Below are 12024 nucleotides of genomic sequence, written 5' to 3' on the forward strand. Positions count from 1 at the left end.
CGAGGGCGGTTTTTTTCAGGTAGCGCGTACCGTCAGAAACGATAGGTAAGCGACGCACCGACACCGTGCGCGCTGTTCTCATACTTGGCCTGGTAGCTGCCCTTGGTTGCGCTGACCTGGTTGACCTTGGTGTCTTCTTCCCAGAGGTAGGAATAGGCCACGTCAATGGTCATGTCGTCATTCGGGCTCCAGCCTGCGCCCAGGCTGAACACCTTGCGATCACCTGTGGGGATGCGCGGCGAACGGTCGTGGTTGTTGGTTGGCGATTGGTCAACGGTAAAGCCGGTACGCAGTACCCACTCCTTGTTGACCTTGTACGATGCACCAATGGCGTGTGCCCAGGTATCGTGCCAGTTCTGCTCTTCGGTAATGGTCTGGAATGCCGAACCTGCCAGTGGCGCAGGCACATCGTTCTGCACGGTGATGTTTTCCAGGCGGCTCCAGCGGGTCCAGGTGCTGCCCGCGTACAGGGTCCACTGGTCATCGAGTTCGTGGGTAACCGAAAGGTCGACCGATTCCGGCGTCTTGATCTTCAGGCTGGCATCGAACTTGTTGCCGTTGAACGGCCCGATCAGCGGGGTGCTGACGCGGGTCTTGCCTTCCAGCTTGTAGTCGACCATCGAGTGGTAGGTCAGGCCGACGCGGGTGCGGTCGGTGGCCTGCACCATAAGGCCGATGTTGTAGCCTACGGCAGTATCGTCACCCTTGATTTTCACTTCGCCATCGTTGCGGCCCGGGGTGAATGGGTTGATCAGGCTGGAGCCCAGCTCACCCTTGATGCGGTTGATGGTTGGACCAAAACCGATCGAGACCTTGTCGTTGAAAGCGTAGCTGACGGTGGGCTGGAAGGTGACGACCTCGACGTGGCTCTTTTTGCCCCAGTAGCGCGCAGCGTCATCGCTGCCGTAGTCGGTTACCAGGCCGAACGGCACGTAGACACCGAAGCCGACGCTCCAGTGGTCGTCGATAGGTTTGACGTAGTAGCCCATGGGCACGCCAACGACCGGCACCATGTCACCATCGGTTTCCCCCCCGAGGTTGCTGCCTGGCCCGGAAATGTCGGTTTTGGCGATGACGGCTGCGCCGCCCACGGTGAACTGTTCACGTTTGAGGCGGGACATGCCGGCCGGGTTGCCAAACACGGTGCTGGCATCTTCGGCAGAAGAAGAACGTCCCGCGAAACCTGTCCCCATGCTGCTGATGCTCTGTTCGTTCAATGCAAAGCCGCTGGCGAAAAGCTGGCTGGATGCAAGAGCAACGGCTACGCCGAGGGAGGTTTTGAGCATTACTTTTTTCATTATTAGAAAACTCCTTGGGATCTCCGGGGCGAAAAGCTACCAACAAATGACGCGCCGCGCTATAGCCTCAATCGCAGGAGTTAGAGCGGTTTTGTAGGACAATCCGACCAAAATTCCCTTTTTTCCGGCTTTGATGTAGGACGCTTCTCAAGATGCCTGTGGCAATCTTTGATCAACGCAGGTGTGCCAAGCGTGAGTGAAGTCGCGCAAGCGGCCTTGGGGGTGGAAGATCTGACGCCATATACGCGCCAGTGCCAGTAAATCGTCAGCGGCAGGCAAGGGCGTGGCATGCTCCTCAATGAGCATCCAGGCAATGGCCGTGGAGTATCGCAGGTTGACCGTAAGCTCGAGGTGTGGGCCGCCGAGGAAGGCATGCTGGCTCGCCAGGCCCCGGACCAGGCTGGCCAGGTCGGGATCACGGGCAAGGTAGTTGTCCCACAGCGCCTGGTGGCGGTGTTCGCCAATGCGGTACAGGCCGTGCCCGCGTCGGTCGTGCAAGGCGGCCCCGAGTGCCGACTGGCTGGCGGCAACGCCCAGTAACAAGGCTTCAGCGCTGGCGCAGTGACGGTTCAGGTAAACCAGGGTGGGCCGTATCACATACTGACACAATTCATTCGCCGCAATACCCATGATGCCCTCGAACAGTAAAGGGCCGGACGGGCGCTGGAGCTTGGCAGCTGGTGAAGTAGTCAGGCCCGCCGGAAGCGGCAAGTACCGCTCGAGTTGAAGTGTAGTGTGATAATCGTGGTGTAAAGAGCTGTTTTTAAATCGATTGCTGCCTGACGTCGCGGGCTATATGCCCTAAGGCGATTACGCCATGAACGTTCAGGCAGGTGGGCGATGCTACGATTCAGCGCATGAATACTGCAGTATTCGCCGCTCACGCGGTGAGCGACTGGCGAGTCCTTGCAATGACCGCCTGCAAGGGTTCATTGCGGCTGTACTGTTCAGGGTACAGACGCTCGGTGTGGCAGGCGACGCCGTGTTCGTCTACCAGGGTAAAGCTGAAGCTGCCTTTGCGTGGGGCAACGATGAGGCACTTCAACGGCGAGAAGGCCTGGGAAAGGGTGCCAATGGCAGCCTGAATCTGATGATGAGTTTGCATATTGTTGGATGTTCCTGCTTTAAACACGGGGAGTATGATCCGTGCATGATAGAAACGTTCCAGTGACGCCATTATTAAGGGACGAGCGAACCTGACTGGAACAGGGCAGCCAGAGGGGGCGCAATCAAATGTGGGCGCTTGGGCTGACTGGTAGGTACTTCAGAAGGCAGGCAGCACGCCGGGGCCAAGGTTCGCGGCCATCGGGGTGGGATCCTGATCAATCTGTCGGGTGATTCGTGCTTGACCAGCCTGTGGCTGGCGAGTGAATCATCGAATGGGCCGGTCCTGGTTTCAGCAGGGCCGCACTTGGGAGGTGGGCGACTGCAAGGACATGGGGCCAGAATTGACTTTCAGCTTGGTACTAACGAGGCGGACTGTACAGTGAATGAGTGCGCTTGGCAAGCACTACGTCAGTCTTGGGTAGCCGAGCAGTATGGCGTGAATTTGCCACGCTGGGAAGAGGGTGAAAATGGCTCGAATCGCCGAGGATGTGCCCATTGCGTGCATTCAAAGGAGGGCAAAGGGTGCATTTGTTCACATTCGGTGCAGGGCTTGTAACAGCACCGCAACAACCCCTGCCGACTTCGCCAATGCCTTGACTGCGCGGTTAAGTCAATGAAAAAAAACACTATTTTCAGCTGGTGAAAAAATCGTCAGTTTGACCGAAGCCCACAGTTTACGGGGGTTTGCGGGGTGTGTCATAGGGTTGTCCACCGAGTTATCCACAGGAACTGTGGATTGTCCCCGGCACTTGCTCTAGCACGGGCGTGTCCGCTGCGCTGTGAGCCGTCCGACCAACGCGAAGCCTGGATGACCTGCCTTCGTATGCGCCCACGAACGTCAAGAAAAGATCATTTAAAATTTTTTTCATTGTTTCGATTTCGACGGGTCATGGCAAAAAAAAAAGCGTACAGTGGCGCGCCTTTCGCATTGCCATACGTGTTGCCATGAAGTTCCGCTATAAACAGCTCGCCACCTCCGCCGCCCCTACACCACCCCCTGACGCCAAGCGGTTCAGCTTGAAAGTGGCCTTGTGGCTGCTCGATAGCCCGCGCCTTGGTGACAAGCCCCAGGTCAAGCATCTGGCAGGCCGCCTGCTGAAGCAGCCGGCCCGCCAAGGTGTCGTGGTGGCGCAAAGCCGGCTTGGGCAAATGCTGTGCCGGGATTGCGGCAATGCCCGTGACCGGCGTATTGGCCATGAGTTACTGCGCCAGGCAGCGCGGGCCGGGGACCGGCGTGCGCAGCTGGAATACGCACGGTTGTGCCAGCATCAAGAGCCAGCGCAGGCGCGTTACTGGCTGGAGCTTGCGGCGGGGCAAGGTTCGCAAGAAGCGCAGCGGCTGCTGGGGCAGTGGTTTGCGGGTTGAAGGCTGATAAGCTGCAGCCAATTGCACAGCGCGTTCGGGGTAAGCATGACAGTGGATCTGGCCAGCATTCTGCTTGGCGTGGTGGCAGGGGCGTTGCCCTGCCTGGGGTGGATCATGCAGCTCCAGCGCCGTCAGGGCGCACGGCAAGCCGAGCAGGCGTTGCTGGAGGAGCGTCTCAACGCCGCCCAGTTGGCCCAGGCCGGGCTGCAAGCGCAGCTGGATGCCAGCCGCGACGAAATCAGCGATCTCAGCGAAGCCAATACCCTCAAGCAGAGCGAGCTGGCCGCTCAGGGCCGTGAGCTGGAGTTGCTGCAGATCGACCGCGACAACGCCCGCGACGCCGCCCATGCCTGGCACCTCGAACGCGCCAACCGCGAAGCCGAACTGCGCCGCCTGGAGGCGCAAAGCGCACGCCTGGAGGCCGAACTGCGCGAACAGCAGGAAAGCCACCAGCAACGCCTGGAAGACCTGCAAGAAGCCCGTGACACCCTGCGTGCCCAGTTCGCCGAAATGGCCACCAAGATCTTCGACGAGCGTGAGCAGCGCTTTGCCCAGACCAGCCAGCAGCACCTTGGCCAGTTGCTCGACCCCCTCAAGGAACGCATCCAGTCGTTCGAAAAACGCGTCGAGGAAAGCTACCAACAGGAAGCCCGGGAGCGCTTCTCGCTGGGCAAGGAGCTGGAGCGCCTGCAACAGCTCAACCTGCGCCTGTCCGACGAAGCTACCAACCTGACCCAGGCACTGAAGGGGCAGAAAACCCAGGGCAACTGGGGCGAGTTGGTTCTCGAGCGGGTACTGGAGCACGCCGGCCTGGAGAAGGGCCGCGAGTACCAGACCCAGGTCAGCCTGAAGAGCGCCGATGGCGAGCGCTTCCAGCCCGATGTGCTGATCATGCTGCCGGGCGACAAGCAGGTGGTGGTGGACGCCAAGGTCAGCCTCACGGCCTATCAGCAGTTCGTTTCCAGCAATGACGAGGCCGCGCTCAAGCAGCATGTGCAATCGCTGCGCAGCCATGTCAAAGGCTTGTCGAGCAAGGATTACAACCGCCTCGAAGGCCTGCACAGCCTCGACTTCGTGTTGCTGTTCGTGCCCATCGAGGCGGCCTTCTCGGCGGCCCTGCAGGCGGAGCCTAACCTGTTCCAGGAAGCCTTCGATCGGCAGATCGTGATCGTCAGCCCCACGACCTTGCTGGCGACGTTGCGGGTGATCGACAGCCTCTGGAAGCAGGAGCGCCAAGGCCAGAACGCCCGGGAGATCGCCGAGCGGGCCGGCTGGCTATACGACAAGTTCGTCCTGTTCATCCAGGACCTGGACGAGCTGGGCAGTCGCCTGCAACAGGTGGACAAAGCCTATGCCGCGGCGCGCAACAAGTTGTGCGAGGGGCGCGGTAACCTGGTAAGCCGCAGCGAGCAATTGAAGTTGCTCGGCGCCCGCGCCAGCAAGAGCCTGCCGCCCGACCTGCTGGAACGGGCGATGGCTGACGCGGCGCTGGCCGATCGAGCGCTTACTGAACCAGGCTCAGATGGCGATTGAGCATGGCGCGCAAGGCCGCAGGCTTGACCGGCTTGGCCAGGTAGTCGAGGCCGGACGCATGCACCAGGGCAATGGTTTCCTTGCTGCCGTCGGCACTGATCACCACACCCGGTAGGGGTTCACCCAACCGCGCACGTAGCCAGCCCATCAGCCCGGTGCCGGTCTCGCCGTCGTCCAGGTGGTAGTCCACCAGCGCCAGGTGCGGGCGCAGGCCGTGGTCCAGCAAGGCGGCGCATTCGGCCTGGTTACGCGCAGTAGACACCTGGCAACCCCAACGGCTGAGCAGGCTGTTCATGCCGATCAGAATGCTGTCTTCATTGTCTACGCACAGTACCTGCAAGCCTGCCAGCGGCTGGCTCGCCTGTTCCAGCGGGGCAGGCTGTGCCGGCGCGGCCTGGCGGGCGATGGGCACACTGACCCGAAACACCGTACCTTTGCCTGGCCATGAACGCACTTCAAGTGGGTGGCCGAGCACCCGGCACAGGCCGTCGGCGATCGCCAGGCCCAGGCCCAGGCCCTTTTCGGCGCGGGTCTGGTGGCTGTCCAGGCGCTTGAACTCCTGGAAGATCACCTGCAGCTTGTCGTCGGCGATGCCTGGGCCGCGGTCCCAGACTTCCAGCCACAGCCGCCCGCCCTGGCGCCGTGCCCCCAGCAGAATCGGGCTTTTGCCATAGCGCAGGGCGTTGGTAAGAAAGTTCTGCAGCACCCGGCGCAGCAGCTTCATGTCACTGTCCACCCGCAGGCGGCTGCCGCGTAGGCGGAACTCCAGGCCCTTCTCGGCGGCCAGCAGCTTGAACTCGGCGCCGAGGGTGTCGAACAGTTCGGTAAGGGCGAAGGGCTTGGCGTCCGGGGTTATCTTGCCGTTTTCCAGGCGCGAGATGTCCAGCAGGTCGCTGATCAGCTCCTCTGCCGAGCGCAGCGAGCTGTCCATGTGCTGCACCAACTGCCGGGCTTCTTCATTCATGCCTTCGGCCTGCTGCGACAAGGCGGCGGAAAACAGCCGTGCAGCATTCAACGGTTGCATCAGGTCATGGCTGACGGCTGCCAGGAAGCGGGTCTTGGACTTGCTGACCGCTTCGGCCTGGCTCTTGGCTTCGGATAAGGCCTGGTTCAGTTGCGACAGTTCATGGGTGCGCTCGGCCACCCGTTGCTCCAGGCCTTCATTGGCATCGCGCAGTGCCTGTTCGGCCTCGCGAAATGGCGTGATGTCGGTGAAACTCATGACGAACCCGCCCCCGGGCATCGGGTTGCCGATCAACTCGATTACCCGGCCATTGGGGAACAGCCGCTCGGACGAGTGCGCACGGCCCTGGCGCATCCAGTGCAGGCGGCGCGCCACGTGCACCTGTGCCTCGCCGGGGCCGCACAACCCGCGCTCGGCGTTGTAACGGATGATGTCGGCAATCGGCCGGCCGACGCTGATCAGCCCCTCCGGGTAGTTGAACAGCTCAAGGTAACGGCGGTTCCAGGCCACCAGGTGCAGGTTCTGGTCGACCACGCTGATGCCCTGGTTGATGTTCTCGATGGCGCCCTGCAGCAGGGCGCGGTTGAACTGCAGGACTTCGCTGGCTTCATCGGCGATGCGTACCACGTCTTCCAGCTGCATGTCGCGGCCTTCGATGGCCGCCTTGACCACCGCGCGGGTCGACGAGGTGCCCAGCACGCCGGCCAGCAGCCGTTCGGTGTGTTCGATCCAGTCGCCGTCCGCGTTCTGGTTGGGGTTGAAGCCCTTGCCCTGGCGGTAGGCAAAGCGGATGAAGCTCTGCCGGGCGCGCTCTTCCCCGACAAAGCGCGATGCCAGGGTCAGCAGGTCGTCGATCTGTACCGCCAGCAGCGGCTTGCTGCTGGGCCGGGCGCTGGTCTGCTGGCCAATGAAGCGGCCAGCCTGCCAATGTTCGGACACCCGCGTGCGCGACAGCAGCGACACCCAGGCGAACAGGGTGAAGTTGCCCGCCAGCGACAACACCACGCCCTGGGTTAGAGGGCTGATCGGCAGGTTCAGCGGGTTGCCGTGCAGCCAGGCCAGCCCTGGGAACACCTGCAGCGGCCAGCCCAGACTGTGCGCGGCAATCGGCAACACCAAGGTGTAGAACCACAGGAAGATACCGGCAGCCAGGCCGGCAAACACGCCGCGGCGGTTGGCCTGCTTCCAGTACAGCGCGCCGAGCATGGCCGGGGTCAATTGGGTCACGGCGGCAAACGCGATCTGGCCGATGGTTGCCAGGCTGGCGGTCGAGCCCAGCAGGCGATAGCTGACATAGGCCAGCAGCAGGATCACCACGATGGTCACCCGGCGCACCGAGAGCATCCAGTGACGGAACGCTTCGAACGGCCGTTCGGCATTGTTGCGGCGTAGCAGCCAGGGCAGCAGCATGTCGTTGGAGACCATGGTCGACAGTGCCACGGCCTCGACGATGACCATGCCGGTGGCTGCCGAGGCGCCGCCGATGAACGCCAGCAGGGCCAGGCTCGGGTGGGCCTCGGCCAGCGGCAGGCTGATCACGAACGAGTCGGAGATCACGGCCCCTGGCAGCAGCATTTGCCCGGCCAGGGCAATCGGCACCACGAACAGGGCAGCCAGCCCCAGGTACAGGGGGAACACCCAGCGGGCCAGGCGCAGGTCTTGGGGTTCGATGTTCTCCACCACGGTAACGTGGAACTGGCGCGGCAGGCAGATGATCGCCATCATCGCCACGGCGGTCTGCACCACCATGGAGGGCCAGTTGATGGTCTCCTGCCAGTAATCCTGCAACTGAATCGACTGGCGTGCCTGGCTGAACAGGTCGCCGAAGCCGTCATACAGGTTGAACACCACGAAGATGCCCACAGCCAGGAAGGCCAGCAGCTTGATCAGCGATTCGAAAGCAATGGCCAGGACCATGCCACGGTGGTGTTCGGTCACGTCCAGGCTGCGCGTGCCGAACACGATGGCGAACAGCGCCAATACCAGTGACACCACCAGCGCGGTGTCCTGGACACGTGTGCCGGTGGCGTCGGCACTGGCGCCGATCAGCAGGTTCACGCCCAGCACGATGCCCTTGAGCTGCAGGGCGATGTAGGGCAGCACGCCAACGAGGCAGATCAGTGCCACCACCACCGCCAGGGTCTGCGACTTGCCATAGCGTGCGGCGATGAAGTCGGCGATCGAGGTGATGTTCTGCTGCTTGCTGATCAGCACCATCTTCTGCAACACCCAAGGCGCAAAAATCAGCAGCAGTACCGGGCCCAGGTAGATCGGCAAGAACGCCCACAGTTGTTCGGCGGCCTGGCCAACGGCGCCGAAGAAGGTCCAGCTGGTGCAGTACACGGCCAGCGACAGGCTGTACACCCAGGCGCGCAGCTTGGGCGGCAACGGCGTGCTGCGGCGGTCGCCATAGAAGGCGATGGCGAACATGATGGCCATATAGGCCAGGGCGACCACGGCGATCAGCCCGCTGGACAACGACATGAAAACTCCGAAGCAATAAGATAACGCGGTCCCGATCTACCAGTCTGGCACGCCGGTGGCGCTTCGTCAGCGCCGACGATGGTCGCAGTGGCGCGTGGTCGCAGGGCCCGGCTTCGTTGACCGGCACTGGCCCTGTCGCGAGCGAGGCAGCTGACGCTTCAAAACCTCGGCAGATGGAGGATTGACAGCCCGGCATACGCGGGGAATACTGCCTCCAGAATTCATATATATGTTTATATAACAACAAGAGAGCGAGACCCATGCACCCACTGTCCGGTGATGCTCGACTGCCCCGTTACCAACAACTGCGCGACCACTTGCTCGAGCAGATTGCCAATAACCGCTGGCGCCCCGGTGAGGCGATCCCGACTGAGGCTGCCTTGGCCACCGAGTTCGACATGTCAGTCGGCACCGTGCGCAAAGCGGTGGACGTACTGGTGGCTGAAGGCGTGCTGGAGCGTCAGCAGGGGCGCGGTACCTTCGTACGCCGCCCGCAATTCCAGTCTTCGCTGTTCCGGTTCTTCCGCTTCGAAGCCGCCAATGGCCAGCGCGCGGTGCCTGAAAGCCGCATTCTTGCCATCGAGCCGATGACCGCGCCTTCGGCGGTCGCCGAGGCACTGGGCCTGGCGGTGCACAGCGAAGTGATCCGTATTGTGCGTACGCGCCTGCTCGGCGCCCAGCCGGTACTGGCCGAAGAAATCTGGTTGCCGCGCCAGACGTTCCAGCCGTTGCTGGAGGTCGATTTGAACCGCGAGGGGCCGCTGCTGTACCCCCTCTATGAAGCACTGTGCGGCCAGGTGGTCGCCTACGCCGAAGAAACCCTGACCGCCGGAGCGGTTGACGCGGCGCATGGCCGCTTGCTGCAACTGCCGGCCGGCAGCCCGGTGGTGGTGATCGAGCGCCTGGCCCGTGACTACGCCGGCAAGCCGCTGGAATGGCGCCGCTCACGCGGCCATGCGCAGCACTTCCGCTACCGCATCGACATTCGCTAAGCCGGCGGCTGCACCCCGTATCCCTCTGCGCCGTGCCCATGCGGCGCGGTGGCTTCGCCTGCCTGGCGGTTACACGCACACACTAGAAGGATAACAATCATGTTCAGTTGGTATCGGCAGATCACCTCGCGGGAACGCAAGACATTCTGGGCCTGTTTCGGCGGCTGGTCGCTCGATGCGCTGGAAGTGCAGATGTTCGGCCTGGCCATCCCGGCGCTGATCGCCGCCTTCTCCCTGAGCAAAGCTGATGCCGGCCTGATCAGTGGCCTGACCCTGGTGACCTCGGCCATCGGCGGCTGGCTGGGTGGCACCTTGTCCGACCGCTACGGCCGCGTGCGGACCCTGCAGTGGATGATCCTCTGGTTCTCGTGCTTCACCTTCCTCTCGGCATTCGTCACCGGTTTTTACCCCTTGCTGTTGGTCAAGGCGATGCAAGGCTTCGGTATCGGCGGCGAGTGGGCTGCCGGCGCCGTGCTGATGGCCGAAACCATCAACCCGAAATACCGCGGCAAGGTCATGGGCACGGTACAGAGCGCCTGGGCCGTGGGCTGGGGCCTGGCCGTGGCACTGTTCATGCTGATCTACTCGCTGGTGCCGCAGGAATTTGCCTGGCGGGTGATGTTCTTCGTCGGCCTGTTGCCGTCGTTGCTGATCCTTTGGGTACGCCGCAACGTGCCCGAACCGGACAGCTTCCAGCGCCTGCAGAGTGCCAATGCCATCCCTGCCAGCTTCCTGCACTCCATGGCCGGCATCTTCCGCCCGCAGCTGTTGCGCGTGACCTTGCTGGGCGGCCTGCTTGGCCTGGGCGCCCATGGTGGGTACCACGCCGTAATGACCTGGCTGCCGACCTTCCTCAAAACCGAGCGCCACCTGTCGGTGCTGAACTCCGGTGGTTACCTGGCGGTGATCATCCTGGCCTTCTGGTGCGGTTGCGTGGTCAGCGGCCTGCTGATCGACCGCATCGGCCGGCGCAAGAATATTCTGCTGTTCGCCCTGTGCTGCGTGCTGACCGTACAAGCCTATGTGTTCTTCCCGCTGACCAACACGCAGATGCTGTTCCTCGGCTTCCCGCTGGGCTTTTTCGCCGCCGGTATCCCGGCCAGTCTGGGGGCGTTTTTCAATGAACTGTACCCGGCCGAGGTGCGCGGTGCCGGGGTGGGCTTCTGCTACAACTTCGGCCGCGTACTGTCGGCAGTGTTCCCGTTCCTGGTCGGCCACATGAGCGAGTCGATGTCCTTGGGCAGCGCCATTGGTATCGACGCTGGCATCGCCTATGGCGTGGCGGTGATCGCCGCCCTGTGCTTGCCGGAGACACGCGGGCGCAACCTCGAAAATGCCACGGCGCGGCACATCGGCGGCGTAGCTGCCAAGTAACCTGACTTTTCTGTATGAGAGCCATGCCCGACGTACCTCCTTTACACCTGAGCGCGATCGACAGCCACGCCCACGTTTTCAGCCGTGGGCTGGAGCTGGCCAGTGAGCGGCGCTATGCCCCTGATTACGATGCGCCGCTGGGCGACTACCTGGGCCAGCTGCTGGCTCATGGTTTCAGCCATGGCGTGCTGGTGCAGCCGAGTTTCCTCGGCACCGACAACCGCTACCTGCTCAGCGCTCTGCAGGCGATGCCGCAGCAACTGCGGGGGGTAGTGATGGTGGCGCCCGATGTCGAGCCGCAAACCCTTGCCGACATGGCCCGGTCAGGCGTGCGTGGTGTGCGCCTGAACCTGATGGGCCAAGCCCTGCCGGACCTGGCCAGTGGCCGCTGGCGACCGCTGCTCGAACGCATTGGCGAACAAGGCTGGCACCTGGAACTGCACCGGCAGGTGGCGGACATACCGGCACTGGTCCGCGCGCTCCAGCCCTATGGCCTGAACATCGTCATCGACCATTTCGGCCGCCCCGATGCCCGCCGTGGGCTGGGCCAGCCCGGGTTCGCCGAACTGTTGACCCTGGGCGGGCAGGGCAAGGTTTGGGTGAAGGTGTCGGGGATCTACCGGCTGGCGGGGGCGCCGGACGAGAATCTGGCCTTCGCGCGCTCGGCACTGTGCGCGCTGGAAGCGCACTATGGCGCCGAGCGCTTGATGTGGGGCAGTGATTGGCCGCATACCCAGCATGAGTCGGCGATCAGTTTTGCCACTGCAGTGCAGCAGTTCGATGCCTTGGGCTGCTCGGCCCGGCTGCGCCAGGCCCTGTTGGTGGATACCGCGCGGGCTTTGTTCGGTTTCGAATGAGCGCCTGCCGGTCGCGATCGACCCGCTGATCGTGGCGGGTTCTGCCCCCG

The 12024-nt window shown here is 62.9% G+C and carries 9 protein-coding genes; 5 read left to right on the forward strand and 4 right to left on the reverse strand.

Translation table 11 applies throughout. The features are described 5' to 3' along the window. Positions 1–32: 32 nt before the first annotated feature. The 3 genes from ACF8SD_RS07065 to ACF8SD_RS07075 form a co-directional block, all read right to left on the reverse strand. Positions 33–1298, reverse strand: a complete 1266-nt coding sequence (locus ACF8SD_RS07065; RefSeq protein WP_173887845.1) for an OmpP1/FadL family transporter — start codon at positions 1296–1298, stop codon at positions 33–35. 147 nt (positions 1299–1445) lie between these two features. Then, a complete protein-coding gene (locus ACF8SD_RS07070) occupies positions 1446–1928 on the reverse strand; it encodes a hypothetical protein (RefSeq protein ID WP_173887846.1) in 483 nt (160 codons plus the stop codon). 250 nt (positions 1929–2178) lie between these two features. Then, complete coding sequence (locus ACF8SD_RS07075) at positions 2179–2403, reverse strand: hypothetical protein (protein WP_009686213.1); 225 nt, start codon at positions 2401–2403, stop codon at positions 2179–2181. Between the two features lie 947 nt (positions 2404–3350). Here ACF8SD_RS07075 and ACF8SD_RS07080 point away from each other — a divergent pair. Beyond that, positions 3351–3770 (forward strand): tetratricopeptide repeat protein, encoded by a 420-nt coding sequence (locus tag ACF8SD_RS07080; protein ID WP_392483515.1) that lies wholly within the window; start codon positions 3351–3353, stop codon positions 3768–3770. A gap of 159 nt (positions 3771–3929) precedes the next feature. Further along, a complete protein-coding gene (rmuC, locus tag ACF8SD_RS07085) occupies positions 3930–5303 on the forward strand; it encodes a DNA recombination protein RmuC (protein ID WP_173891657.1) in 1374 nt (457 codons plus the stop codon). Here rmuC and ACF8SD_RS07090 read toward each other — a convergent pair. Further along, positions 5275–8751 (reverse strand): PAS domain-containing hybrid sensor histidine kinase/response regulator, encoded by a 3477-nt coding sequence (locus tag ACF8SD_RS07090; RefSeq protein WP_173887848.1) that lies wholly within the window; start codon positions 8749–8751, stop codon positions 5275–5277. The two genes, rmuC and ACF8SD_RS07090, sit on opposite strands and share 29 nt — an antisense overlap. Positions 8752–9011: 260 nt before the next feature. On the opposite strand from ACF8SD_RS07090, the gene ACF8SD_RS07095 reads away from it, so the two are divergent. The 3 genes from ACF8SD_RS07095 (at position 9012) to ACF8SD_RS07105 (ending at position 11974) form a co-directional block, all read left to right on the forward strand. Then, entirely contained in the window at positions 9012–9743 is a 732-nt protein-coding gene (locus tag ACF8SD_RS07095; RefSeq protein ID WP_392483516.1) for a GntR family transcriptional regulator, read from the forward strand. A gap of 99 nt (positions 9744–9842) precedes the next feature. Continuing rightward, a complete protein-coding gene (locus tag ACF8SD_RS07100) occupies positions 9843–11117 on the forward strand; it encodes an MFS transporter (RefSeq protein WP_392483517.1) in 1275 nt (424 codons plus the stop codon). Positions 11118–11140: 23 nt separating this feature from the next. Beyond that, positions 11141–11974 carry an amidohydrolase gene (locus ACF8SD_RS07105; protein ID WP_173887851.1) on the forward strand — a complete coding sequence of 278 codons (834 nt, stop codon included), beginning with the start codon at positions 11141–11143 and terminating at the stop codon, positions 11972–11974. Positions 11975–12024 lie beyond the last annotated feature (50 nt).

Source organism: Pseudomonas sp. CJQ_9, from assembly GCF_043106615.1.
GTDB classification, from domain to species: Bacteria; Pseudomonadota; Gammaproteobacteria; order Pseudomonadales; family Pseudomonadaceae; genus Aquipseudomonas; species Aquipseudomonas juntendi.

Bases quoted from the DNA above. Each gene is read 5' to 3' on its own strand.
- ACF8SD_RS07065 (WP_173887845.1), bottom strand. From the start codon at position 1,298: ATGAAAAAAGTAATGCTCAAAACCTCCCTCGGCGTAGCCGTTGCTCTT.
- ACF8SD_RS07100 (WP_392483517.1), top strand. From the start codon at position 9,843: ATGTTCAGTTGGTATCGGCAGATCACCTCGCGGGAACGCAAGACATTC.
- ACF8SD_RS07075 (WP_009686213.1), bottom strand. From the start codon at position 2,403: ATGCAAACTCATCATCAGATTCAGGCTGCCATTGGCACCCTTTCCCAG.
- ACF8SD_RS07095 (WP_392483516.1), top strand. From the start codon at position 9,012: ATGCACCCACTGTCCGGTGATGCTCGACTGCCCCGTTACCAACAACTG.
- ACF8SD_RS07090 (WP_173887848.1), bottom strand. From the start codon at position 8,751: ATGTCGTTGTCCAGCGGGCTGATCGCCGTGGTCGCCCTGGCCTATATG.
- ACF8SD_RS07070 (WP_173887846.1), bottom strand. From the start codon at position 1,928: ATGGGTATTGCGGCGAATGAATTGTGTCAGTATGTGATACGGCCCACC.
- ACF8SD_RS07080 (WP_392483515.1), top strand. From the start codon at position 3,351: ATGAAGTTCCGCTATAAACAGCTCGCCACCTCCGCCGCCCCTACACCA.
- ACF8SD_RS07105 (WP_173887851.1), top strand. From the start codon at position 11,141: ATGCCCGACGTACCTCCTTTACACCTGAGCGCGATCGACAGCCACGCC.